Origin of the sequence: Streptomyces sp. NPDC056987, assembly GCF_042673865.1 — a bacterium.
Classification (GTDB): domain Bacteria; phylum Actinomycetota; class Actinomycetes; order Streptomycetales; family Streptomycetaceae; genus Streptomyces.
This window is the reverse complement of sequence record NZ_JBHURV010000001.1, coordinates 167,234-191,094: the sequence shown is the minus strand read 5'-3', so window position 1 is coordinate 191,094 and position 23,861 is coordinate 167,234. Positions and strand designations below refer to the sequence as shown.

Annotated in this window: 16 protein-coding genes and 1 pseudogene; 9 read left to right on the top strand and 8 right to left on the bottom strand. The window is 73.0% G+C overall.

The genetic code is table 11. The features are described from left to right. The first annotated feature begins 5 nt into the window (after window positions 1-5). The 3 genes from ACFTZC_RS00755 to ACFTZC_RS00745 all read left to right on the top strand — a co-directional run bounded on the left by ACFTZC_RS00755 (window position 6) and on the right by ACFTZC_RS00745 (window position 3,697). Window positions 6-1,379 (top strand): cytochrome P450, encoded by a 1,374-nt coding sequence (locus tag ACFTZC_RS00755; protein WP_382885486.1) that lies wholly within the window; start codon window positions 6-8, stop codon window positions 1,377-1,379. A 398-nt stretch (window positions 1,380-1,777) separates the two neighbouring features. After that, window positions 1,778-2,734: a cytochrome P450 gene (locus tag ACFTZC_RS00750; protein ID WP_382885484.1), complete on the top strand. Its 957-nt coding sequence runs from the start codon at window positions 1,778-1,780 to the stop codon at window positions 2,732-2,734. A 195-nt stretch (window positions 2,735-2,929) separates the two neighbouring features. Then, on the top strand, window positions 2,930-3,697 hold the full coding sequence (locus tag ACFTZC_RS00745; RefSeq protein ID WP_382885482.1) for an enoyl-CoA hydratase/isomerase family protein: 768 nt from the start codon (window positions 2,930-2,932) through the stop codon (window positions 3,695-3,697). 73 nt (window positions 3,698-3,770) lie between these two features. Here the strand turns inward: ACFTZC_RS00745 and ACFTZC_RS00740 are convergent, their stop codons facing one another. After that, the gene (locus tag ACFTZC_RS00740) at window positions 3,771-4,697 is read right to left on the bottom strand and encodes a GntR family transcriptional regulator (RefSeq protein ID WP_382885480.1); all 927 of its coding nucleotides are present in this window, start codon (window positions 4,695-4,697) and stop codon (window positions 3,771-3,773) included. A gap of 152 nt (window positions 4,698-4,849) precedes the next feature. Here ACFTZC_RS00740 and ACFTZC_RS00735 point away from each other — a divergent pair, with 152 nt between their 5' ends. Beyond that, window positions 4,850-5,698 (top strand): (2Fe-2S)-binding protein, encoded by an 849-nt coding sequence (locus ACFTZC_RS00735; protein ID WP_382885479.1) that lies wholly within the window; start codon window positions 4,850-4,852, stop codon window positions 5,696-5,698. A gap of 211 nt (window positions 5,699-5,909) precedes the next feature. Then, window positions 5,910-6,962 (top strand): DUF2637 domain-containing protein, encoded by a 1,053-nt coding sequence (locus tag ACFTZC_RS00730; protein ID WP_382885477.1) that lies wholly within the window; start codon window positions 5,910-5,912, stop codon window positions 6,960-6,962. A gap of 246 nt (window positions 6,963-7,208) precedes the next feature. On the opposite strand, the gene ACFTZC_RS00725 is transcribed toward ACFTZC_RS00730, so the two are convergent. Then, entirely contained in the window at window positions 7,209-7,601 is a 393-nt protein-coding gene (locus ACFTZC_RS00725; RefSeq protein WP_382885475.1) for an ATP-binding protein, read from the bottom strand. Between the two features lie 279 nt (window positions 7,602-7,880). Between ACFTZC_RS00725 and ACFTZC_RS00720 the strand changes: the two genes are divergently transcribed. Beyond that, the gene (locus ACFTZC_RS00720; RefSeq protein ID WP_382885473.1) at window positions 7,881-11,015 is read left to right on the top strand and encodes an alpha-mannosidase; all 3,135 of its coding nucleotides are present in this window, start codon (window positions 7,881-7,883) and stop codon (window positions 11,013-11,015) included. 88 nt (window positions 11,016-11,103) lie between these two features. Here the strand turns inward: ACFTZC_RS00720 and ACFTZC_RS00715 are convergent, their stop codons facing one another. Continuing rightward, window positions 11,104-12,846 carry a pyruvate dehydrogenase gene (locus ACFTZC_RS00715; protein WP_382885471.1) on the bottom strand — a complete coding sequence of 581 codons (1,743 nt, stop codon included), beginning with the start codon at window positions 12,844-12,846 and terminating at the stop codon, window positions 11,104-11,106. Between the two features lie 104 nt (window positions 12,847-12,950). After that, window positions 12,951-14,666, bottom strand: a complete 1,716-nt coding sequence (locus tag ACFTZC_RS00710) for a protein phosphatase 2C domain-containing protein (RefSeq protein WP_382885469.1) — start codon at window positions 14,664-14,666, stop codon at window positions 12,951-12,953. A gap of 362 nt (window positions 14,667-15,028) precedes the next feature. Here ACFTZC_RS00710 and ACFTZC_RS00705 point away from each other — a divergent pair, with 362 nt between their 5' ends. Together ACFTZC_RS00705 and ACFTZC_RS00700 are read left to right on the top strand one after the other, a co-directional pair. Beyond that, window positions 15,029-16,021, top strand: a complete 993-nt coding sequence (locus tag ACFTZC_RS00705) for a helix-turn-helix domain-containing protein (protein ID WP_382885467.1) — start codon at window positions 15,029-15,031, stop codon at window positions 16,019-16,021. A 64-nt stretch (window positions 16,022-16,085) separates the two neighbouring features. Further along, a pseudogene (locus ACFTZC_RS00700) lies at window positions 16,086-16,493 on the top strand (DUF456 domain-containing protein); the annotation flags it as partial. Here ACFTZC_RS00700 and ACFTZC_RS00695 read toward each other — a convergent pair. The 3 genes from ACFTZC_RS00695 to ACFTZC_RS00685 all read right to left on the bottom strand — a co-directional run bounded on the left by ACFTZC_RS00695 (window position 16,445) and on the right by ACFTZC_RS00685 (window position 19,899). After that, the gene (locus tag ACFTZC_RS00695) at window positions 16,445-18,127 is read right to left on the bottom strand and encodes an AlkA N-terminal domain-containing protein (protein WP_382885987.1); all 1,683 of its coding nucleotides are present in this window, start codon (window positions 18,125-18,127) and stop codon (window positions 16,445-16,447) included. The pseudogene ACFTZC_RS00700 and the gene ACFTZC_RS00695 overlap by 49 nt on opposite strands. Before the next feature lie 120 nt (window positions 18,128-18,247). Next, window positions 18,248-19,378 (bottom strand): ribosome small subunit-dependent GTPase A, encoded by a 1,131-nt coding sequence (rsgA, locus tag ACFTZC_RS00690; RefSeq protein ID WP_382885466.1) that lies wholly within the window; start codon window positions 19,376-19,378, stop codon window positions 18,248-18,250. 299 nt (window positions 19,379-19,677) lie between these two features. Further along, entirely contained in the window at window positions 19,678-19,899 is a 222-nt protein-coding gene (locus tag ACFTZC_RS00685) for a hypothetical protein (RefSeq protein WP_382885464.1), read from the bottom strand. A gap of 188 nt (window positions 19,900-20,087) precedes the next feature. Here ACFTZC_RS00685 and ACFTZC_RS00680 point away from each other — a divergent pair, with 188 nt between their 5' ends. Continuing rightward, window positions 20,088-21,140, top strand: a complete 1,053-nt coding sequence (locus tag ACFTZC_RS00680; RefSeq protein WP_382885462.1) for a zinc-dependent alcohol dehydrogenase family protein — start codon at window positions 20,088-20,090, stop codon at window positions 21,138-21,140. A 66-nt stretch (window positions 21,141-21,206) separates the two neighbouring features. On the opposite strand, the gene ACFTZC_RS00675 is transcribed toward ACFTZC_RS00680, so the two are convergent. Next, entirely contained in the window at window positions 21,207-23,603 is a 2,397-nt protein-coding gene (locus tag ACFTZC_RS00675) for a phosphoketolase (protein WP_382885460.1), read from the bottom strand. Window positions 23,604-23,861: the final 258 nt, after the last annotated feature.

Genomic DNA, 23,861 nt, shown 5'->3' with positions numbered 1-23,861 from the left:
GGCAGATGCAATCCCCTTCGGATTTCCCCTCCCCGCCACCGGGCTGCCCGGCGCACAACAGCGGGCAGGGGATCCCCCTGTACACGCAGGAGTTCGCCAGGGACCCGGACGCGTTCTACACCTACATGCGGCACTTCGGTCCCGCCGCGCCCGTCGAACTGGCCCCGGGGGTGAATGCGTCACTCGTCACGGACTACGCCGCAGCGCTCCACGTACTCCAGAACCCCGACACCTTCGTCCGTGACTCACGCCGCTGGCGTGCGCTCAACGAGGGCCGGATTCCGCAGGACAGCCCCATCGTCCCGATGATGGCCTACCGTCCGAACTGTCTCTTCTCGGACGGCGCGGAGCACATGCGGGTGCGTCAGGCGGTGACGGAGTCGCTCGGCCGGGTCGACACCCACCGGGTCAGCCGGCACGTGGACCGTGTCGCGCGCTACCTCATCAGCCAGTTCACCAGCCGGGGCCGGGTCGACCTGGTCACCGACTACGCGCAACTCCTCCCGCTGCTGGTCTTCAACGACCTCTTCGGCTGCCCGGCGGAGATCGGCGACCGGCTGGTCTTCGGCATCGCCAGCCTCATGGACGGCGTCGACGTCGAGAAGGCGAACGAGGTGACGACGGAGGCTCTGCTGGAGCTGGTCGCCCTCAAGCGCGCCCAGCCCGGCGACGACATCACCTCCTGGCTGATGCAGCATCCGGCGCGGCTCACCGACGAGGAGATGATCCATCAGCTCATCACCCTCGTGGGCGCCGGCAACGAGCCGACGCAGAACGTGATCGGCAATGCCCTGCTCCTCCTGCTCTCCGACTCGAAGTACGCCGGTGACCAGAACGGCGCGGGTCTCCTCGTCGAGGACGCCATCAACGACGTGCTGTGGAACAGCCCGCCGATAGCCAACTACGCCGTGCACTACCCGGTGTACGACGTGGATCTGTCCGGAAGCAAGCTGGACGCGGGCGACCCCGTGGTCATCAGCTTCGCGGCGGCCAACACCGACCCGAGCCTGTCGACGAGCCGTCAGACGCTCAGCAAGCGCGCCCACCTCGCGTGGGGGGCGGGGCCGCACGCCTGCCCGGCCAAGGACCTCGGGATGCTCATCTCGGTGCTGGCGATCGAGAAGCTGCTCAACAGCCTGCCGGATGTCGAACTCAGCGTTCCCGCCGACAACTTGACCTGGCGGCCCGGTCCGATCCACCGCGCCCTCAATACGCTCCCCGCGCGATTCACACCGGTGCGGAAACAAGAGGCGCCGTCGCCTTCCCGTGCCCCGGGCACTCTTCGTGCACCGGGCGCTGCCGCACAGCCCGCCGAACATCGGGGGCGTGCGCAGAAGGGCGGCTTCTGGAGCGGCTTCCTCACGTGGTGGAAAGCGTGAGATTGGCGACAACACCGAGTGACTGACTGCTGCATGAGCGTTACGGAACAAGGGTAGACAGGGCTGGCGAATCCCGCGTGATTTCTTGACAAGGAGTCCCCATGGATCCCTCCCTGACTTCCGCCGCCGTCGACCGACGGACCATCGTTTCTCTGTTCTCCAGACTGCGCTCCGCGAAGGGGCAGTCAAATCCTCTACCGCTCTACGCAGAATTGAGGGAATTGGGCGACACCATCCCCGCCCCATGGGGCGGACACCTGGTGACCTCGTACAACCTGTGCGATCAGGTGCTCCGCAGCAGGGAGTGGAAGGTCCCCGACGACACGTGGCGAACCAGCCAGGGCAATGACGCACGCTGGCATTCACCCGCCTCTCGGCAAGCGGCGAAAACACTCCCGATGTTGAATCCGCCGCTGCACACGAAAATGCGCCGTTCCACGGGAACCCTCTTCGACAGGGGGTTCCTGGAACAGATCAAGATGTCGATGGACAGAGCAGTGGCAGGACTGCTCGACATACTTGAGGATGAACTGAGGTCGGGGGAGGCGGACTTCAATTCACTGATAGCCGAGCAATTGCCCGTGATGTCGATAGGCGGATGGCTCGAACTGCCCGCCGACGATTACCCGTTGCTCCGGTCACTCGTCAATGAACAAGTGCTCACTCAGGAATTGTTTCCGCCCCCCAGTAAACTCACGCGATCGGATCTCGCGACGCAGCGGCTCCAGGACTACTTCGCCGAAGTGATACGGGAACGGCGCAAGGCGCCCGGAGACGATCCCATCTCCTCCTGGATCAGGACGTGGGACGCCATGGAGCCCGACCGGGAACAGGCGGACGCGGCGGTCCACTCCCTGGCCTTCTTCGTCCTGGAGGCCGCGCTGGAGACCACGACCCACCTGCTCAACACCATGGCCCTGATGCTGCTGCGGCGCCCCGGCCGGTTCGACCAGCTCCGTGCCCGTCCCGAGCTCATACCCGGCGCGGTGGAGGAATCCCTCCGCTACGACCCGCCGATCCACATGATCAGCCGGGTGGCGCCCGAGGACACCGCGCTGGGCGACGCGAAGGTCCTCCGCGGGGAGATGGTGCAGCTCATGGTCGGTGCCGCGCACCACGACCCGCGGCAGTACAAGGACCCCGAAGTCTTCGACGTCCGACGCGGCGCGTCCCATCTCAGCTTCGGCAGCGGAATCCACTACTGCCTCGGCGCGCCGCTGGCGCGGCTGGAGGGCGTGTCCCTGCTCACGGCGCTGCTCGACCGGCTGCCGGGGCTGCGGCTCGCCGCACCACCCGCCTGGGCCGGCCAGGTGACCTTCCGGCGGATCACCGAGTTCAAGGTGGCCCTCGCCTGAGAACGGCGCGGCACCCCACCACCCGCTCCGGCGAATCGTTTCAGCCAATTCCTCCCCGGCCCCAGCCGCCCCTCTCCCCCGTCTCTTCTTTCCCGCCCCTTCTTCCTGCCCCTCACTTCCCACCCGCCCCTCCGCGCGCGCTCTTCCCCTCCAGACCCTCCAGAGTCGCTCCGCTCCCACAAAAACAAGGACGCCATGTTCGACGATCTCAAGGCTCTTCAGGTCATACATGAAGGCCCCCTGCTGACGGTTCGGTTCGACAGTCCGGAAACCGGCAACGCTGTTTCCGGACTTCTTCTCGACGAACTCCTTTCCGTTCTCGGCGCACTGGACGACCACCCCGAGATCCGGGTGCTGATCCTCTCCGCGACGGGCGACGACTTCTGCCTGGGCGGGGACCGCCGCGAATTCCCCTCGCTGCTCTCCGACGAGAACGGGCACGCGGCCATGCGGGCGCTCGGCAACAAGGCCCGCCGGGTGTGCGACCTGTTGGCCAACACCGGGGTGGTGACCATCGCGCGGCTGCACGGCGCCGTCGTGGGGGCCGGCGTGGGGCTCGCGGTTCTCTGCGATCTGCGGGCCGGGGCCGACAACTGCCGGTTCCGGCTGCCGGAGCTGGGGCTCGGCGTCCCGCCGGCCTGGGGCGGGATCATGGCGCGCATGTTCCACGAGTCGGGCGCCGCGCGCCTGCGCGAACTGGTCCTGACCGCCGACAACTTCGACGCCGCCAGGGCGGCCGAGCTGTCCATCCTCCACAAGGTCGTCCCCGAGGACCAGTTGGACGCCACGATCGCCCGCTGGACCAGACCCCTGCTCCGCCGCTCCCCCTCCGCCCTGCGCACCGCGAAGGCCATGATGAACTCCTACGCCGGCGCCCACCGGCTCGGCGACGCCACGCTGCTCGACGCGGAGCTGCTGACGTACGCCGTCGCCTCCACCGAGGCGGCCAGGGCGGCCCGCTGAGCGCGCCGGACGTTCGTACCTCGTACCGCGTACCGCGCACACACGGGCGGGTCCCGCACGGCCCCGCGCCCCGTCAGCGGGCGGCCTCCATGACATGGGCCCGAACCAGCGACTGGACCAGCGGCAGGTCGCCCGCCGCCAACGCCTCCAGCAGCGCCAGGTGCTGGGCGGCGTGCGCGACCAGGTCGGCGCGGCGTACGGCGGGGGCGCCGGCCGGCGGCCACTGCGAGCGCCGGTGTACGTCGTCGGCGATCGCGACCAGCTGCCGGTTGCCGGAGAGGGAGAGCACCGCGCGGTGGAACGCGCGGTCGCGCTCCGCGTAGGCCGCGTGGTCACCGAGGGCGGCGGACACACCGGCCGCCTCCGCCAACGGACGTATGTCCGCCCAGCGCTCGGCCGGGACGGTCCGGGCGAGACGGAGCATCACCGGCACTTCGAGCAGGGACCGCACCTCGGCCAGCTCGGCGATCTCCCCAGGGGTGCGCCGGGTCACCCGGAACCCCCGGTTCGGGACCGTCTCCACCGCCCCTTCCAGCGCGAGCTGCTGCATGGCCTCGCGCACGGGGGTGGCGGAGACCCCGAAGCGCTCGGCGAGCACGGGCGCCGAGTAGACCTCGCCCGGCACCAGCTCGCCGCCGACGAGCGCGTCACGCAGGGCGGCGAGGATCTGGCCGCGTACCGAATGGCGCCGTACGGAGTGACCAGGATCACCGGACCGGTCCCCGGCGCCGGCCGCCGAGCCTGCCGCCCCCGCCGCTGCCGCCCCCGCCACTGTCTCCGCCCGGCGCGCGGGCGGCGGCACGGACCCGTCACTGTGCGTGTGCTCCCCGCGCGCCGGCTCGCGCGCGTCCGTACGCGCCTGCTCCGGCAGCCGAGCGCCTCCGGACCCGGAGCCGGGCCCGGCTCCGGGCGCCCGGGGGCCCCCTGACGTACCGGGCGCGGCAGCCCGGGACGGGTACGGCACCGGCGCGGTGGACTCACGCGCTCCGCCCTGCTCCACTCGGGTCCTCCTCGGCCGTCGGGTCGGTCCGTTCACCAGGAGGTCCGGGTCCTCCCCGTGCACGATAGGCCGACCGGGGCGCAGTTCACACCTCGATCACATCGGGTAAGGTAAGGCTTACCTGCAAACGATCCCGATTCGGTGGTCCCCGCATGACCGTGCCCAGTGTTCTGCCCGGGCTTCTCGCCTCTCCCGTGACGGGCGCCTACGCCCGGCTGACCGAGGCGTTTCCCGCGCTGAGCATCCATCAGCTCACCGACGGCAAGCAGCCGCCGGTCGGTGGCGGCTGGGTGAGCGCGGTGGAGCTGGCGGCGGGCGGCCCGGCCCTGGACACGTTCCTCGCCTGGGACGAGGCGCAGGTACTGCGCGACCACGGACGGCGGGCCCGGCCCGATGTGATCGCCAGCTTCGCGCTGCACCGCTACGCGTGGCCGGCCTGTCTGCTGATCACCGTGCCGTGGTTCCTGCACCGCCGGGTGGTCCGGGTCCCGGTCGAGTCCGTCTCGTTCCAGCGGGCGCTGGGCCGGATGACGGTCCGGGTCCACGAGTTCGCCTGTCTGCCGGACGACCCGGCCGCGGCGCTGCCCGGCGCCCGGGTCGTACCGGACGAGGAGGCGCTGCGCGACGAGGTGCGGACGGCCGTCGCCGAACACCTCGGTCCGGTCCTGGAGGGGTTCGCCCCGCGGATGCGGCGCGGCAGGCGGGCCCTGTGGGGCATGGCGACCGACGAGATCGTCGAGGGGCTCTGGTACGTCGCGCATCTGCTCGGCGAGGAGCGGCGCGCGATGGCGGAGCTGGAGCTGCTGCTGCCGGGGGCGACCAAGCCGTACGTCGGCGCCGCGGGCTTCCGCGAGCTGACCGGTCCCGGCGGCGAATCTTTGCCGACCCGTGACCGAGCGAGTTGCTGCCTTTTCTACACGTTGCGTCCCGAGGACACCTGCGTCACCTGCCCGCGTACCTGCGACGACGACCGGGTCAGGAAGCTCGCCGCGAGCGTCTGACGGTCCGTCACCCGTGGATTCCACGCCACCGTCAGTAGTGATATTAATCGAACATGACAGCCACCTGCCGAACGGCAGCTCTAGGCGATCGTGCATATTTGTGTGCCACACCGCCCCGTTGGTGTTCTCTTGTCCCAAAACCCCCTGAGGGGCACCGCACTTCCGTCAAGATGGCGTCCCAAACGCCCTACTGCGATGCAAGGAACACCGCATGCGACTGACTGACATATCGCTGAACTGGCTGATCCCCATCGTCGTGCTGGTCGTCGGAGCCCTGGTGACGGTGGCCGTACTCGCCGGTGGCAAGCGCGCCAGGGAGAAGCCGGCTGTCGAGGACTCCTGGGAGCGCAGCGAGGAGCGCCGCAGACGCAAGGAGGCCATCTACGGGATGGCGTCCTACGCGCTGCTGTTCTGCTGCGCCGCCGTGGCCGCGGCCCTCTCGTTCAAGGGCCTGGTCGGCTTCGGCCAGGAGAACCTGGGCCTCTCGGGCGGCTGGGAGTACCTGGTGCCGTTCGGTCTCGACGGCGCGGCGATGTTCTGCTCGGTCCTCGCCGTGCGCGAGGCCAGCCACGGTGACGCGGCCCTCGGCTCGCGCCTGCTCGTGTGGACGTTCGCCGGTGCCGCCGCCTGGTTCAACTGGGTGCACGCGCCCACGGGTATCGGCCACGAGGGCGCCCCGCACTTCTTCGCCGGCATGTCCCTCTCGGCGGCGGTGCTCTTCGACCGCGCGCTGAAGCAGACCCGCCGGGCGGCGCTGCGCGAGCAGGGGCTCGTCCCCCGTCCGCTGCCGCAGATCCGGATCGTACGGTGGCTCCGGGCACCGCGCGAGACGTTCGCCGCCTGGTCGCTGATGCTGCTGGAGAACGTGCGCACCCTGGACGAGGCCGTCGACGAGGTGCGCGAGGACCGGCGCCAGAAGGAACAGGGACGTCTCCGCAGGCGCGAGCAGGTGAAGCTGGAGCGGGCGCAGATCAAGGCGCTCAACCGGCAGCACCGCGCCTGGGGCCGTGGCCGCGGCGGCCGTCAGGTCGCGCTGCCCTCGGCCGGTCCGGGGGCGGGCTCGCCTCCGGCCGTCGAGGCCGCAGCGGAGCCTGCCATAGGAGAACAGCCGCAGCTTCCCCAGCGTTCCCGTCTCTCCCTTCAGGCCGTGAAGGGTACTGAGGCCCGTACGGTGGACCTCACTGCCGAGGACGACACGCAGGCTCTGCCGAGGCTCGACTCCCTGGAGCGCAAACTCAAGGAGATGGAGCGGCAGTTCGGCTGAGCCCGAGCGGCTCGACGAGCAGGCAACCCCAGCACGACCTGCACCACCAGTACGACCGCCACCACCGGCACGACCGGCGGAATCAGCACGACCGGCGGAATCAGCGACACCAGCACGACAGGCGGGACCGCGCGGAGCTGTCGCGGCTCCCCGCTCCGGACCGGCGTGACGGACGACCGTCACGCCGGTCCGCTGCCGTTTCCCCCGCACCACCCCTGGTGACACCGTCCGTTCAGGAACCATCCGTTACGCGGCCTCACCGTTCAGCTCGAACCAGACCACCTTGCCCAGCGGCCTCGTCCGTACCCCCCAGTCGTCCGCGAGACTCCGGACCAGCGCGAGGCCCCTGCCGTTCGTGGCGTCGTCGGGGACCGGCCGGGCCGGCTCCGGCGGCGCGGCCAGGCCGGCGACGAAGTCCCGTACCTCCACGCGCAGTCGCGAGTCCGCGAACGTCGCCGTGACCACCGCGCCCGTCTCCGTGTGCACCAGCGCGTTCGTCACCAGCTCACTCATCAGCAGCTCGGCCACCGCGGCGGAGTCCCGCTCCCGCCAGTGGACGAGCATCTCCCGTAAGGCGTGCCGCACTTCGGGGACCGCCGCCAGATCGGCGCCCCCCACTCTGCGCCGTAACCCGCTCATCACTTTCGTCCCCCCGCTCGTCACTTCTGTCCTCCGACCTCTGTCCCCCGCCGGAAATGGCTCGTGGCGCATGCGTACAAGAGGTGTATTCCCCTTGCCGGAATGGGCCACTCATGGTGTGCGTCACCTGTCGTCTCCACGCCGCACGACGCGCCGTGCGGCCGCCGTCCGGCCGGCGCCCGGCCCCCGTCCGAGCGCCGTGCGACACCGCCGGACGGATGCGGGCAGCGGGTCCGGGGAAGCTCTGGGGGGAGCGATTCCGAGAAGCGAGGAGCCCCGATGCACGACGACCGCACTCAGGTGGAAGGGCGGCTGGAGCGCGCGCTGCGCCAGTTCATCCGCCCCGCGCAGTACGCGGCGCGGCAGCCGCTCAACCTCGCCGTCTGGCACGCGCCGGGCGAACCGGTGCCGGTGGAGCAGGCGTTGCGCGGCACGTACGAGCCCTTCGCGGCCGGTACGGAGTGGGGTTCACCGTGGTCGACGAGCTGGTTCCGGCTGAGGGGCACCGTGCCGGACGGCTGGGCGGGGCGCCGCGTGGAGGTGGTGATCGACCCGGGATTCACCGGTGAGGGGCCCGGGTTCCAGGCCGAGGGGATGGTGTACGACGCGTCGGGGGTGCCGGTCAAGGGGATCCATCCGCGCAACCGGCACGTCCCGGTGGCCGCCCCGGCGGCGGGCGGCGAGTCCGTGGAGCTGCTGCTGGAGGCGGCGGCCAACCCGGCCGTGCTCCACGACTTCGAGCCCACCCTCCTCGGGGACGTGCTGACCGCCGGGGACCGTCCCCTCTACCGGTTCGCCTCGGCCGAGGTCGCCGTCCTGGACGAGGAGGTGTGGCATCTCGTCCTGGACATCGAGGTGCTCTCCGAGCTGATGGCCGAACTGCCCACCGACCGGTCGCGGCGCCATGAGATCCTGCGCGCCCTGGAGTCCGCGCTGGACGCGCTGGACCTGCACGACGTGGCGGGCACGGCGGCCGGGGCCCGCCGGGAGCTGGCGGACGCGCTGGCGCGCCCCGCGTCGCCGAGCGCGCACCGCCTCTCGGCGGCGGGCCACGCCCATATCGACTCGGCGTGGCTGTGGCCGCTGCGCGAGACCGTACGGAAGGCGTCGCGGACGTTCGCCAATGTCACGGCGCTCGCCGCCGACTACCCGGAGCTGGTCTTCGCCTGTTCGCAGGCACAGCAGTACGCGTGGGTGCGGGACCACCAGCCGCACATCTGGCGGCGCATCAAGCAGGCGGTCAAGGAGGGGACCTGGGCGCCGGTGGGCTCGATGTGGGTGGAGTCGGACGCCAACATGCCGGGCGGCGAGGCGCTGGCCCGGCAGATCGTCCACGGCAAGCGCTTCTTCCAGGAGGAGCTGGGCGTGGACACGGAGGAGATCTGGCTGCCGGACTCCTTCGGATACACGGCGGCGTTCCCGCAGTTGGCGAAGTTGGCCGGGGTGAAGTGGTTCCTCACGCAGAAGCTGTCCTGGAACCAGTCGAACCGGATGCCGCACCACACCTTCTGGTGGGAGGGCATCGACGGCACCCGCGTCTTCACCCACTTCCCGCCCGTCGACACGTACAACGCGCAGTTCCACGGCTCCGAACTGGCCCACGCGGAGCGGAACTTCAGGGACAAGGGGCGCTCGTCCCGCTCCCTGGTGCCGTTCGGCTGGGGCGACGGCGGGGGCGGCCCCACCCGGGAGATGCTGGAGAAGGCACGGCGGCTGGCGTCCCTGGAGGGCTCGCCCCGTGTGGAGATCGAGCACCCGGCGGCGTTCTTCGCGGCGGCGCGGGAGGAGTACGGGGAGCGGGCGCCGGTCTGGTCGGGCGAGCTGTACCTGGAGCTGCACCGGGCGACGTACACCACCCAGGCCAAGACCAAGCAGGGCAACCGGCGCAGCGAACACCTGCTGCGGGAGGCGGAGTTGTGGGCGACGGTGGCGGCGCTGCGCGTGCACCCGGGTCCGGGGGCGCGGCCGTACGCGTATCCGTACGAGGCGCTGGACCGGATCTGGAAGACGGTACTGCTGCACCAGTTCCACGACATCCTGCCGGGTTCGTCGATCGCCTGGGTGCACCGGGAGGCGCGCGCCACGTACCGGGCGGTGCGGGAGGAGCTGGAGGGGATCGTCGCGGACGCGGTGGCGGTGCTGGGCGGGGGCCGGCCCGCCGTGCTGAACGCGGCGCCGTTCGCGCGCCGTGAGCCGGTCGAGTTCGACGCGGCCGACGTGCCCTCGTCCGTACGGGCTCAGCCGCTGGCGGGCGGCCGGGTGCTGGCCGCCGCGTTCACCCGGTCGCTGGCGACGGGGTCGTTCACCGGCGCCCTGGACCGGTCGGGGGTCTCCGGTGTGGCCGGGGACAGGTCGATCACGCTGCGGAACCAGCTGGTGGAGGTGGTGATCGACGCGGACGGGCTGCTCACCTCCGTACGCGACCTCGTGGCGCGCCGCGAGGTGCTGGCGCCCGGTGGCCGGGGCAATCTGCTCCAGCTCCACCCCGATCACCCCAATCAGTGGGACGCCTGGGACATCGACCGGCACTACCGGCACCGGCACACCGATCTCACCGTCGCCGAGTCCGTCGAGCTGACCGAGGCGGGTCCGCTGCGGGCGTCGGTGCGGGTGGTGCGGGTGTTCGGGGCGTCCCGGATCACCCAGGAGATCCGGCTCACGGCGGGCAGCAACCGGATCGACGTCGTCACCGACATCGACTGGCGCGAGTCGGAGAAGGTCCTCAAGGCGGCGTTCCCACTCGATGTGCACGCCGAACGGTCCACCGCCGAGATCCAGTTCGGCCATGTGCACCGGGCCACGCACGACAACACCGGCTGGGACGCCGCCCGGTTCGAGATCTGCGCGCACCGCTGGCTGCGGGTCGCCGAGCCCGGGTACGGCGTGGCGGTGCTCAACGACTCGACGTACGGGCACGACGTGACGCGGACGCCCCACGCGGAGGGCCTGGGCACGACCGTACGGCTGACGCTGCTGCGCGCCCCGCACAGCCCGGACCCGGAGACGGATCAGGGCACGCACCGGTTCCGCTACGCGCTGCTGCCCGGCGCCACGGTGGAGGAGAGCGTGCAGGAGGGGCTGGCGCTCAATCTGCCGCTGCGGGTGGCGACGGCTCCCGAGTTGGCGCCGCTGGTCGACATCGACAACGCTGCGGTGACCGTGGAGGCGGTCAAGCTCGCCGAGGACCGGAGCGGCGATGTGATCGTACGGCTCTACGAGTCGGCCGGCGGCCGGGCCGAGGCGACGCTGCGCGTCGGCTTCCCGGTGCGCGACGCGCGGGTGACGGATCTGCTGGAGCGGCCGCTGCACGCCGCGGAGACGGGCGAGGAGGGACTGCGGCTGCGGCTGCGGCCGTTCCAGATCCTGACGCTGCGGCTCACCCCGGCCGGGCGGGCATCCGGGCCGCCGACCTGACGGGACGGGCCGCCGGTCCGTCGGCCTGACGGGAGCCGACATCCGGGCCGCCGGCCTGACGGGAGCGGTCCGGCGGTGGACGGCGAGGTCAGGGCCGGGGCATGTTCCGCAGGTTGGAGCGGGCCATCTGCACCATCCGGCCCACCCCGCCGTCCAGGACGATCTTGCTCGCGGAGAGCGCGAATCCCGTCACCATCTCGGCGCTGATCCTCGGCGGGATGGAGAGCGCGTTCGGGTCGGTGACCACGTCCACCAGCGCGGGACCCCGGTGCTTGAAGGCGTCCTTGAGGGCGCCGGCGAGCTGCCGGGGCTTCTCCACGCGTACGCCGTAGGCACCGGCGGCGCGGGCGAGCGCGGCGAAGTCGGGGTTGTGGTTGGTCGTGCCGTACGAGGGCAGCCCGCCCACCAGCATCTCCAACTCGACCATGCCCAGAGCCGAGTTGTTGAAGAGGACGACCTTCACCGGCAGGTCGTACTGGACGAGTGTGAGGAAGTCGCCGAGCAGCATGGCGAATCCGCCGTCGCCGGACATCGAGACGACCTGCCGGTTCCGGTCGGTGAACTGCGCCCCGATGGCCTGCGGCAGGGCGTTGGCCATCGAGCCGTGGCTGAACGAACCGATGACGCGGCGCCGCCCGTTGGGGGTGAGGTAGCGGGCCGCCCATACGTTGCACATCCCGGTGTCGACGGTGAACACGGCGTCGCCGTCGGCGAGTTCGTCCAGGACGGAGGCGACGTACTCGGGGTGGATCGGGATGTGCTTCTCGACCTTGCGGGTGTACGCCTTGACCACGCCCTCCAGCGCGTCGGCGTGCTTCTTCAGCATCCTGTCGAGGAAGCGGCGGTCCGCCTTGGCCCGTACGCGGGGCGTCAGGGAGATCAGCGTCTCGCGGACGTCGCCCCACACGGCGAGGTCCAGCTTGGAGCGGCGGCCGAGGCGTTCGGGTCTGATGTCGACCTGGGCGATCTTGACGTCGTCGGGGAGGAAGGCGTTGTACGGGAAGTCCGTGCCGAGGAGGAGCAGCAGATCGCACTCGTGGGTGGCCTCGTAGGCGGCGCCGTAGCCGAGCAGTCCGCTCATGCCGACGTCGTACGGGTTGTCGTACTGGATCCACTCCTTGCCGCGCAGCGCGTGACCGACCGGGGACTTGATCCGTTCGGCGAACTCCATCACCTCGGCGTGCGCGCCGGCGGTGCCGCTGCCGCAGAAGAGCGTGACGCGGTCCGCCTCGTCGATCATGCGGGCGAGCTTCTCGATCTCCGTGTCACCGGGGCGTACGGAGGGCCGTGCGGTGACGAGGGCGTGCTCCACCGCCTTCTCCGGGGCGGGCGCGGAGGCGATGTCGCCGGGCAGGGTGACCACGCTGACGCCGCTCAGGCCGATGGCGTGCTGAATGGCGGTCTGGAGCAGCCGGGGCATCTGCCGGGGGCTGGAGATCATCTCGTTGTAGTGGCTGCACTCGTTGAACAGCCGCTCCGGGTGGGTCTCCTGGAAGAAGCCGAGGCCGATCTCGGCGGAGGGGATGTGGGAGGCGAGGGCGAGGACGGGGGCCATGGAGCGGTGGGCGTCGTACAGGCCGTTGATGAGATGCAGGTTGCCGGGTCCGCAGGAGCCCGCGCAGGCGGCGAGCCTGCCGGTGATCTGGGCCTCGGCGCCGGCCGCGAAGGCGGCGGTCTCCTCGTGCCTGACCTGGACCCAGTCGATGGCGGGGGTGCGGCGGATGGCGTCGACGACGGGGTTGAGGCTGTCGCCGACGACTCCGTACAGCCGCTGGACGCCCGCTCTGACGAGGATGTCGACGAACTGTTCCGCCACGTTCTGCTTGGCCATGGGTCCGCGCCCTCTCCGGTGACGGTCGGGACGGCCGGCCCGCCCCGCACTCCCCATCAACCCACGGCGGGCCCGGACGCGCCTGCTGGGCCCGTCGTTCGGCGTCAGGCCTCCCAGACGGCGACCGCCGTACGGTCGTCGCTGTGGCCCCGCACCCCGAGCGTGGTGTCGGTGAGGAAGCCGGCCGGCCCCGGCGGTTCCGGCGCGTCCCAGCGGCGGGCCAGTTCGGCGGCGAGCGCGGGCTCCGCGCGCAGCGGCTCGGCCAGCCCCGCGCTGCACAGCAGGAGGGTGTCGCCCGGCCGGGCGACCGACGCCCGGAACAGGAACGGCTCGGGCGGCGGGGGCGGCGGGCCCTCGATGTAGGGGGCACGGTCGTTCGTGATCGCCAGGTCCATGGTGAGCCGGTCGCCCTCGGGGGTCTCGGCGGGCGGGGAGCCGGCCGTGGCGGAGGCGCCGGCCGAGGGCTCCAGGTCCTCCCAGCCACCGTCCCTGAGCCGGAAGAGACCTCCGGCGCCGGCCCCGAAGAACACCCGGTTCCGGCAGTCGGGGTCGGCGGTGAGCAGCAGGCAGCGCAGACTCGCGGTGTACGCCCCGGGCGCCAGCTCCAGTTCGGCGGCGCGGGCCCGGAGCCTGCCGAATCCCCGGTCGGTGAGCCGGTGCAGACCGGATTTCAGTTCGCCCCTGCGACCGGCCCTGATGTCCTCGGAGAGCTTGCTGTGGTCGCGTCCGACGGCGCCGCCGATCCAGTGGCAGACCTCGGCGGCGGCCCGGTGGGCGTCCTCGGCCCCGCGGGCCCCGCCGGCGACGGCGACAAGGACGAGCGCGCCGGGGCCCGTCCCGAACCGGGCGGTGAGCAGCGCGTCGCGGCGCGGCTCACCGCGGTACCGCGCGGCGTCGCCCCGTACGGAGACGGCCCGCAGGGTGTACGACCCGTAGGAGGCGCCGTCGAGGACGGTGTCCGCGACGAGTTCGGCCAGCCGGTCGGGGTGGGCGGCGGGCAGCGCGCCCGGCCCGGCGTCCTGACCGGGCGCCCGGTCACCGCGCGGGGCGCCCCGCGCGCGCTCCGGGGCGGGGACGGGTGCGCTCCCCGGCGCCGCCCGCGGATCGGGAACGGCCCGCGCACCGGGGGCGTTCGGGGGCGGCGGTGGAGGGGGCGGGGCGTTCGCGGGAGGAGGGGGCGGGGCGGGCGAAGGCGGGCCCTGCGTCGGCGGGGCAGCCGGAGGCGGGCCCTGCGTCGGCGGGGGCGGCGGGGACTTCGGAGCCGGAGGGGACGGCGCCTCGGGCGGTACAGCGCCCATGCCGGAGCTCCAACCGCGCGGCGCCTCGGGGGGTGCGGCGTCCCTACCGAAGCCCGGCCCCGGCGGCGCCTCGGCAGGCACGGCATCCCCGCCGAAGCCCGGCCCCCACGGCGCCTCGGCAGGTACGGCGTCCCGGGCATCCGTCCTCGGCAGCGGCCGGGCGTCGCTCGGCGCGTACGGGGCCGGTGACGGCGCCTGCTCCCACCAGGCTCGTGCGGGCCCCGTCGAGTCTCCGGCGCGGTCGCCCGCCTCTTCCGCGGCGGGAGCCGGCGGCGGGTCCGCGGGGGCCGCGGTCGGTCCTCCGGCCGGACCCGCCGCCGGACCTGGATCCGCCATCGGACCTGGCTCCGCCAACCGACCCGGATCCGGCGGCGTGCCCGCACGCACCGCGTCCGCCGCCGAGTCGAAGCGGTCGTCGAGCGTGTCCCCGGACTTCGCCGCGGGCCCCGTGTCCGGCGCCGACGCGTCGTACAGGCGGTTCCACCAGTCGTCGTCGGGCGGTCGCTCCCCCTGCTCGCTCATGTCCCTTATTGTCGACCGCTCCAGGGGGGCGAAAACGGCCGTCGCCGAAAATGAGTCCGCCGGGCGACCCCACCCCCCACGGGAAGGACGCCCGGCGAACGGTCACAGATCCAGCGCGGGCGCGGACACGGGCGGCCGGACCGCACGCGTCGTTCACCCGTGCACAATCCGGCCGGAACCTCCACGGAGGCATATGACCGGGACTGTTGCTGCTGTGATGGCGCCACCATGACAGAGTGCCGGGGCTTACAGGGGATGATGAGCGCGGCGGGTTTACGCCGTGGCCGGTATCCGCCACGGCGGGCCGGGGTACGTACGCGTCCGAGGAGGTCGCGCGGGGTGAGCGGGGAGGGGTGGACAGGGTGCTGGGAGCGATAGGCCTTGACGAGAGACACGAGGCGGCGTATCGGGCGCTGGTGTCGATCGGGGCCGCGGAGGTGGCGGATCTGGCGCACCGGCTCGCCCTCCCCGAGCCGGACACCGAACGGGCGTTGCGCAGGCTGGAGCGGCAGGGCCTCGCCGCCCAGTCCTCCTCCCGGGCGGGCCGGTGGGTCGCCGCGCCGCCCGCCGTCGCGCTGGGCGCGCTGCTGACCCAGCACCGCCATCAGCTCGAACAGGCGGAGCTGGCCGCGGTGCTGCTCGCCGAGGAGTACCGCGCGGAGGCGGCCGAACCGGCCGTGCACGACCTGATCGAGGTGGTGACGGGCGCCAGCGCCGTGGCCCACCGCTTCCTCCAGCTCCAGCTCGGCGCCACGGAGGAGGTCTGCGCGCTGGTCACGGGGCAGCCCGTGGCGGTGACGGGGCGGGAGAACGAGGCCGAGGACCGGGCGGCGAGCCGCGGCGTCGCCTACCGGGTGGTGATCGAGCGTGAGGTGCTGACCCAGCCCACCGGGCTCACCGAACTGGCCGCCGCGCTCGGCCGGCAGGAGCGGGTCCGGGTCACCGAGCGGGTGCCGACGAAGCTGGTGGTCGCGGACCGCGCGCTGGCGATGGTGCCGCTGACGGGCCGCGGCGCCGGGCCCGCGGCGCTGGTCGTGCACGCCAGCGGGCTGCTGGAGTCGCTGATGGGGCTCTTCGAGGCGGTGTGGCGCGAGGGGCTGCCGCTGCGGCTGGGTACGGACGGGGCGGTACGGGAGGACGGCCTGCCCGGCCCCGACCCCACCGACCTGGAGATCCTGTCGCTGCTGCTCGCCGGGATGACCGACGCGAGCGTCGCGAAACAGCTCGACGTGGGGCTGCGGACCGTTCAGCGCCGAGTGAAGGGGCTGATGGAGCTGAGCGGGGTGACGACCCGGCTGCAACTCGGCTGGCACGCGTACGAGCGGGGCTGGGTGGCCCGCGGCCCCGGGGTCTGACACACCACCGCCAAGGGCGCGAACGCGTCCTGCGGGAACGGGCGCCGTCCGGCACAGTTGGCGGATGGAAGTGTGGCAGCTCGTGCTGGTCGCCCTGGTCATGCTGCTCGGTCTGTTCGGCGTGCTCGTCCCCGGCGTGCCGGGACAGGCGATCGTCTGGGCCGCCGTGCTCTGGTGGGCGCTGTCCGACACCGGCCGGGCCGCCTGGGCGCTGCTGATCGGCGCGACGGCGCTGCTCCTGCTCAACCAGGCGCTCCGGCCGCTGCTGCCGGCCCGCAGGACCAGCCGGACGGGGGTGCCGCGCCGCACGCTGCTGACCGGCGGGGTCGCGGGCATCGCGGGGTTCTTCGTGGTGCCGGTGGTGGGCGGGATCCTGGGGTTCGTCGGGGGGATCTACGGTGCGGAACGGGCGCGGCTGGGCAGTCACCGGGACGGCTGGGCGTCCACCCGTACGGTCATGCGGACGGCGGGGACGTCGCTGCTGGTGGAGCTCTTCGCGTGTCTGCTGGTGGTGGGCGCGTGGCTGGTCGTGGTGGTCCGGGGCTGACCGGCACGGTGGGCGCGGGCCGCGCGCAGGTGGCTGCCTGCGTAGGAGCGCCAGGGCCGCCACGACTCCTCGTCCGGCTCGCCCTCGGGCGCCACATCGGGGTCGCCGAGGGCCCGCGTGCGGATCAGCGCGGCGGTGCGGGGCGTCACGCCGGGGACGGCCAGGAGCGCCTGTTCGGCCGCGTCCCGGTCGGCCCCCGCGTCGAGCCGTACGGTGCCGTCGGCGAGCGCGGTCGCGAGCGGCCCCGCCACCGGGTGGCCGCGCAGCGCGGCGGGCTCGGGGAAGAGCCGGGTGAGCCCGCCGGGTGCCTGCTCCAGCGGCTGACCGTACGTCGCCACGGCCCGCCGGGCCGCCGCCGCCCCGAGCAGGGCGCGCAGCGCGTACTCGGCCGGCTCCGCCGCGCCGGGCGAGCGCAGCCCGGGGCGGGCCGCGACGAGGGGCGCGAGGCGCGGGTCGGCGCCGAGGCGTTCGTCCACGGCGTACGGGTCGGCGTCGAGGTCGAAGAGGCGGCGCAGCCGCTGGACGGCGGTGGTGAGGTCGCGCAGGTCGGTGAGGTGGATCCGCGCCTCCAGCCAGCCGTTGGCGCTCCGGCTCGCGGGGGCGCCGGCGGCCGGGCGGGCCTCGTCCACGGCGACGGCGCCGGGGCCGTGGGGCAGCCGCAGCGTACGGCGGTAGGTACGGGCGCCGGGCGGGCCCGTCACCTCCTCGACGGAGGGCAGGGCCTCCTGGGCGAGGAGGTCGAAGACGGCGGAGGCGTCGTACGGGCCGCGGTGGGCGAGCCGCAGCGGGATCCCGGCAAGAGCGGGCGGACCGGCGGAACCGGCGGCCGGTACGGGACCGTCCGCGGCACCGGCCGCCGTGGCGGCACCGGTGGCCGTGGCGGAACCAGCGGCCGTGGCGGAACCAGCGGCCCGGGCAGAACCGGCCGCCGTAGCGGCACCGGCCGCCGTGGCGGCACCGACGGCCCGGGTGGTGCTCCGCCGGGCTCCCGCGGCCGTTCCTGTACCGGATTCGGCGCGCAGCGCGCTGGGCGTACGGGCGTAGATCTGCCGGATCGTGTCGTTGAACTGGCGGACGCTCGCGAACCCGGCCGCGAACGCGATCTCCGTGACCGGCAGGCCGGTCGTCTGGAGCAGGACCCTGGCCGTGTGGGCGCGCTGGGCGCGGGCCAGGGCGACGGGGCCGGCGCCCAGCTCGGCGGTGAGCTGGCGCTGGATCTGCCGGGTGCTGTAGCCGAGCCGCCCGGCCAGCCCCGGCACGCCCTCCCGGTCCACGATCCCGTCGCCGATCATGCGCATGGCGCGGCCGACGACATCGGCGCGCACGTTCCACTCCGCCGACCCGGGCACGGCGTCCGGCCTGCATCGGCGGCAGGCGCGGAAGCCGTTGCCCTGGGCGGCGGCAGCGGTCGGGTAGAAGCGGACGTTCTTACGTTTGGGGGTGACCGCGGGGCAGCTCGGCCGGCAGTAGATGCCGGTGGTCTCGACGGCGAAGAAGAACGCGCCGTCGAACCGGGCGTCACGGCTGGCCACCGCCTCGTACCTGGTCTCTTCGTCCATCACGAGTCCAGTGTGCGCCGCCCGGGGCGGGACGCACTCGCGGTTTTCGGACGCCGTGTCCGCCCCGCCCGCCGCCCCGCCACCGGTCACCGCCCGGTCGGCCCCCTGCCCCGCCCCCGGTCAGTGGAAGCGGCCGCGCTTGGCCTCCATCGCGGCGCGGCCCTCGGCGCCCTTGCGCTTCCACTCGCGCCGGATCTCGCCGCGCAGCCGGGCGTCGGTCTTGGCGACGATGCGCTGGTTCTCCCGCAGCAGCTTGCGGTAGCTGTCCAGCCGCCGTTCGGGCAGCGCGCCGTCCTCGACCGCGGCGAGCACCGCGCACCCGGGCTCCGCCGTATGGGCGCAGTCCTGGAACCGGCACTCCGCCGCCAGGCCCTCGATCTCCGAGAACACCTGGCCGACCCCGGTCACCGCGTCCCAGAGCCCGACCCCGCGCAACCCCGGAGTGTCGATGAGGACGCCGCCGCCGGGCAGGACGAGGAGGTTGCGGGTCGTGGTGGTGTGCCGACCCTTGCCGTCCACGTCGCGCGTGGCCCGAACCTCCATCGCGTCGGTCCCGAGCAGGGTGTTGGCGAGGGTCGACTTCCCCGCCCCCGACACGCCGAGCAGCACGCTCGTACCGCCCGAGAGCACGGCGGACAGGACCTCGATCCCCTCCCCCGTCTCCGAACTGACGGCGAGCACCTGCACCCCGGGCGCGGTGATCTGGACGTCCTCGACGAGATGGGCCCGTACGGCGGGGTCCGCCACGAGGTCGGCCTTGGTGAGCACGATGAGCGGGAGGGCGCCGCTCTCCCAGCCGAGGGCGAGGAACCGTTCGACCCGGCCGAGGTCGAGTTCGACCGCCAGGGAGATCGCGATGATCGCGTGATCGACGTTGGCGGCGAGGATCTGTCCCTCGGACCGCTTGGAGGAGGTGGACCGCACGAAGGCGGTACGGCGCGGCAGGTACTCCCGGACGAACCGGGGGTCACCGCCCACCGGGTCGACGGCCGCCCAGTCCCCGGTGCAGAGGACCCGCAGCGGGTCGTGCGGGGTCACGAAGGCCGTGTCGGCCCGTACGACCCCCTCGGCGGTGGCGACGTCGCACTGGCCGCGGTCGACACGGACGACCCGGCCGGGCAGCAGCCCCCGCTCGGCGTGGAGGGCGAACTCCGCGGCCCAGCCCTCGTCCCAGCCGTAAGGGTCGAGCGGATGAGCGGCGGAGGAGACCTCGAAGGAGAAAGAGGCGGATGAGGCAAGCGGGAAAGACAAGGGAAACCCTTCGAAGGGTGGCCCCGGCACGCCCGCACGGGCGTGGAAAGAGAGAGGAGAGTCAGCCGGAGACCACAGGGGTGAGCGTGAGAAACTTCTGAACCTGGGCGCCGCCCAGCACCGTGACAGTCATCAATGTCCTCACCCCTTTTATCTCTCCCGGCGCGTCCGCAGCAGCTCGTGCTCCGCGCGCTCGACGGCCGACGCGCACCACCATAACCGGCCCCCGGAACGCGGCGCGAGGCATTTTCCGCGCCGCGTCCCGGGCCTCTTCGGTGCTCCCCGGTGGTGCGGGGGTGCTACTTGGCGGAGGTGTCGAGCGTGGCCAGCGCCTGCGCCCAGCGGGCGTACTTCAGGTTGGCCAGATCTGCCACCGTCTTGACACCGAACGCCTCGTCAAGAAGCTTGCCCTGGCGGTCCGAGACCCCCTTCAGCGCGGAGACCGGCGCGTCGAGCACGGCGGGCAGGTCCTTGTCCGCCCACGCCTTGTCCAACACCTTGTCGAGGTCGATCTGGGCCACTGCTGCCTCCTGGAGTACGGTGTGCCCCGCCACTGCGGCGGGCGGCCGCGAGTGCGACCGCAGGCTGAACGCCCGTGGAAGGTAAAGGGGTTCCCAAGAACCCGGCCGGACGATCGCTTCCGGCCACTCCGCGCACACCCTGGGTGGCGTCGCTTGCCGGTGCCGCGCGCCCGTCGCACGCTGGAGTCATGGCTCCTCCCGATCCCGCGCCGGAACCGGTTTCCGGTTCCGGGGCGGCGCCGAGCGGCTGGGCCGTCGGAACCCCCGGCCCGGTCCGTACCGGCCCGCTGGTACGGGTCCGCCGCCCGGTCCCGGTGCCGGGCCCCGGTGAGCTGCTGCTGCGCGTGGAGGCGTGCGGTGTCTGCCGTACGGATCTGCACCTCGCCGAGGGCGATCTGGCCCCGCACCGCCCGGCCACCGTGCCGGGACACGAGATCGTCGGCCGGGTGGTCGCCGTGGGCGAGGGGGTCGGCCTGTTCCGTACCGGGGAGCGGGCCGGCGGGGCGTGGCTGCGCTCGACCTGCGGGGTGTGCCGGTGGTGCCGGTCCCGGCGGGAGAACCTCTGCCCCCGCTCCCGCTACACCGGGTGGGACGCGGACGGCGGCTTCGCGGAGTTCACGGTCGTGCCCGAGGCGTTCGCGTACCGGCTGCCGGAGGAGCGCGACGCCGCCACGCTCGCGCCGCTGCTCTGCGCGGGGATCATCGGCTACCGGGCGCTGCGCCGCAGCGCGCTCCCGCCGGGCGGGCGGCTGGGGCTCTACGGCTTCGGCGCGTCCGCGCACCTGGCGGCCCAGGTCGCGCTGGCGGAGGGTGCCACCGTCCATGTGCTGACCCGGTCTCCGGAGGCGCGCGCACTCGCTCTGGAGCTGGGCGCCGCCTCCGCGGGCGGTGCCGACGACCCGCCGCCGGAGCCGCTGGACGCGGCGGTCCTCTTCGCCCCGGTGGGCGATCTGGTGCCGGTGGCGCTGGCGGCGCTGGACCGGTCGGGGACGCTCGCCGTCGCCGGGATCCACCTCTCCGACATCCCCGTGCTGAACTATCAGCGCCATCTCTTCCAGGAGCGGAACCTGCGCAGCGTCACCTCCAACACCCGGCAGGACGGCCGCGACTTCCTCGCGGTGGCCGAGCGCGTCGGGATCCGCGTGACGGTCACCCCGTACCCCTTGGACCAAGCGGACCGGGCCCTCGCGGATCTCGCGGCCGACCGGGTGCGCGGCGCCGCCGTACTCGTACCGGACTGACGGCGTACTCGTACCGGCCTGGCCCCGTGCTCGTACCGGGCTGACGGCCCCGGCAGCAGGCCCGGCTCAGTCGGGATCAGGGGGCAGCGGGACGGGCTGCCAGCTCCACTCCACGACCTCGGGCAGGTCGGTGCCGTGCTCGCGGATCCAGGCGTGGTGCCTGAGGCGGGCGTCCTCCATGGTCTGGCGTACGCCCGTGGCGCGTACCGCGAGTCCCGGGACGCGGTCGATGACGTCCATGACGAGCCGGTAGCGGTCGAGGTCGTTGCGGACGACCATGTCGAAGGGGGTCGTGGTGGTGCCCGACTCCTTGTAGCCGCGTACGTGCAGGTTGGGGTGGCCGGTGCGGCGGTAGGCGAGGCGGTGGATCAGCCACGGATAGCCGTGGTACGCGAAGACGACGGGTTTGTCCGGGGTGAACAGCGCGTCGTACTGGCGGTCGGAGAGCCCGTGCGGATGGTCCGAGTCCGGCAGCAGCCGTGCCAGGTCGACGACGTTGACGACCCGGACGGCGAGCCGTGGCAGATGGCGGCGGATCAGCAGGGCCGCCGCCAGGACCTCCTGGGTCGGGACGTCGCCCGCGCAGGCGAGCACCACGTCGGGCGCGGCGCCCTCGCGTTCGGTGCCCGCCCACTCCCAGACGCCGGCGCCGCGCGCGCAGTGGGCGCGCGCCTCGTCCAGGGTGAGCCAGTCGTAGCAGGGCTGTTTTCCGGCCACGACGACATTGACGTGGTCGCGGCTGCGCAGGACGTGTTCGGCGACGCAGAGCAGAGTGTTGGTGTCCGGTGGCAGGTAGACGCGGACGACCTCGGGGGACTTGTTGAGCACGTGGTCGACGAAGCCGGGGTCCTGGTGGGAGAAGCCGTTGTGGTCCTGGCGCCACACATGCGAGGTGAGCAGGTAGTCGAGGGAGGCGATGGGGCGGCGCCACGGCAGGGCGCGGGAGACCTTCAGCCATTTGATGTGCTGGTTGACCATGGAGTCGACGATGTGGACGAAGGCCTCGTAGCAGGAGAAGAGGCCGTGCCGGCCGGTCAGGAGATACCCCTCCAGCCAGCCCTGGCAGGTGTGTTCGGAGAGGATCTCCAGCACCCGGCCGTGCCGGTCGAGGTCCTCGTCCACCGCCCCGGACTCCGCCTGCCACGCCTTGCCCGTGGCCCGGTAGAGGGCCTGGAGCCGGTTGGAGGCGGTCTCGTCCGGGCCCATGACGCGGAAGTCGCGGCGATCGGCGGTGGCTTCCATGACCGCCGCCAGCAACTCGCCGAGCACCCGGGTCGGTTCGTGCAGGGTCACCCCGGGCCGGTCGACCGCGACGGCGTACCGCTCCAGCGGGGGGAGGGGCAGGTCGCGCAGGAGGAGGCCGCCGTTGGCGTACGGGGTGGCGCCGAGGCGGCGGTCGCCCCCGGGCACACCGGCGAGCACCTCGGGGCGGGGACGGCCCCGGTGGTCGAAGAGGTCCTCGGGCCGGTACGAGCGCAGCCACTGCTCCAGCTGCCGCAGATGCGCGGGGTGGTCGCGTACGCCGGACAGCGGCACCTGGTGGGCGCGCCAGGTCCCCTCGACGGGCCGGCCGTCGACGGTGGCGGGGCCGGTCCAGCCCTTCGGCGTCCGCAGCACGATCACCGGCCAGCGGGGACGCTCCGTGACCCCCTCCTCACGGGCGGTGTGCTGGATCAGCGCGATGCGGTCCAGCGCGGTGTCCATGACCTCCGCCAGGGCGCGGTGGACGGTCTCCGGGTCGTCGCCGCCGACGTGCAGCGGCTCGTGCCCGTAGCCGCGCAGCAGCTCGTCCAGCTCCGCCTCGGGGATCCGGGCGAGGACGGCCGGGTTGGCGATCTTGTAGCCGTTGAGGTGGAGGATCGGCAGCACCGCGCCGTCACGGACCGGGTCGAGGAACTTGTTCGAGTGCCAGGACGCCGCCAGCGGCCCGGTCTCCGCCTCCCCGTCGCCGATCACACAGGCGACCAGCAGCTCGGGGTGGTCGAAGGCGGCCCCGTAGGCGTGCGCGAGGGAGTAGCCCAGCTCGCCGCCCTCATGGATGGAGCCCGGCGTCTCGGGGGCGACATGGCTGGGCACCCCGCCCGGGAAGGAGAACTGCCGGAAGAGCCGGGCCATGCCCTCCGCGTCCCGGCCGATGTCCGGGTACGTCTCGGAGTAGCTGCCCTCCAGCCAGGAGTTGGCCAGCACCGCCGGGCCGCCGTGGCCCGGGCCCCAGACGCATAGAACGGGCAGGTCACGCGCCTTGATCACCCGGTTGAGATGGGTGTGGACGAGGTTCAGCCCCGGCGACGTGCCCCAGTGGCCGAGCAGCCGGGGCTTGATGTGCTCCGGGCGCAGGGGCTCGGTCAGGAGCGGGTTGTCCAGGAGGTAGATCTGTCCGGCCGCCAGGTAATTGGCCGCGCGCCAGTGGGCCAGCAGGCCCGCCAGCTCCGCGTCGCTCACGGTCGTGCTCGTCTCGGACATCCACTTCCTCCTGAGCCTCGTACTGTCCCTCGTCCTCGTCCGCGTCCCCCTCCCCCACTCCCCCCTCTTCCTCCTCCCCCTTCCCACGTTCCCCGCGATGGGCGGAACCTGCCAACGCGCGGCAACCTTTCCGCGCGCGGCGGAGACCTGGAGGTGGGGGGGGGGGGCGGGCCCCCCCCCCCCCCCCCCCCCCCCCCCCCCCCCACACCCCCCCCCCCCCCAACCCCCACAACAACCCCCCCCCGGGGCCCCGGCAGG

Coding starts and splice junctions, on each gene's coding strand:
- ACFTZC_RS00715 (WP_382885471.1), bottom strand. CDS start 12,846: ATGGCCAAGCAGAACGTGGCGGAACAGTTCGTCGACATCCTCGTCAGA.
- ACFTZC_RS00680 (WP_382885462.1), top strand. CDS start 20,088: ATGGCTCCTCCCGATCCCGCGCCGGAACCGGTTTCCGGTTCCGGGGCG.
- ACFTZC_RS00735 (WP_382885479.1), top strand. CDS start 4,850: ATGACCGTGCCCAGTGTTCTGCCCGGGCTTCTCGCCTCTCCCGTGACG.
- ACFTZC_RS00675 (WP_382885460.1), bottom strand. CDS start 23,603: ATGTCCGAGACGAGCACGACCGTGAGCGACGCGGAGCTGGCGGGCCTG.
- ACFTZC_RS00730 (WP_382885477.1), top strand. CDS start 5,910: ATGCGACTGACTGACATATCGCTGAACTGGCTGATCCCCATCGTCGTG.
- ACFTZC_RS00710 (WP_382885469.1), bottom strand. CDS start 14,666: ATGAGCGAGCAGGGGGAGCGACCGCCCGACGACGACTGGTGGAACCGC.
- ACFTZC_RS00755 (WP_382885486.1), top strand. CDS start 6: ATGCAATCCCCTTCGGATTTCCCCTCCCCGCCACCGGGCTGCCCGGCG.
- ACFTZC_RS00720 (WP_382885473.1), top strand. CDS start 7,881: ATGCACGACGACCGCACTCAGGTGGAAGGGCGGCTGGAGCGCGCGCTG.
- ACFTZC_RS00725 (WP_382885475.1), bottom strand. CDS start 7,601: ATGAGCGGGTTACGGCGCAGAGTGGGGGGCGCCGATCTGGCGGCGGTC.
- ACFTZC_RS00745 (WP_382885482.1), top strand. CDS start 2,930: ATGTTCGACGATCTCAAGGCTCTTCAGGTCATACATGAAGGCCCCCTG.
- ACFTZC_RS00750 (WP_382885484.1), top strand. CDS start 1,778: ATGTTGAATCCGCCGCTGCACACGAAAATGCGCCGTTCCACGGGAACC.
- ACFTZC_RS00695 (WP_382885987.1), bottom strand. CDS start 18,127: ATGGACGAAGAGACCAGGTACGAGGCGGTGGCCAGCCGTGACGCCCGG.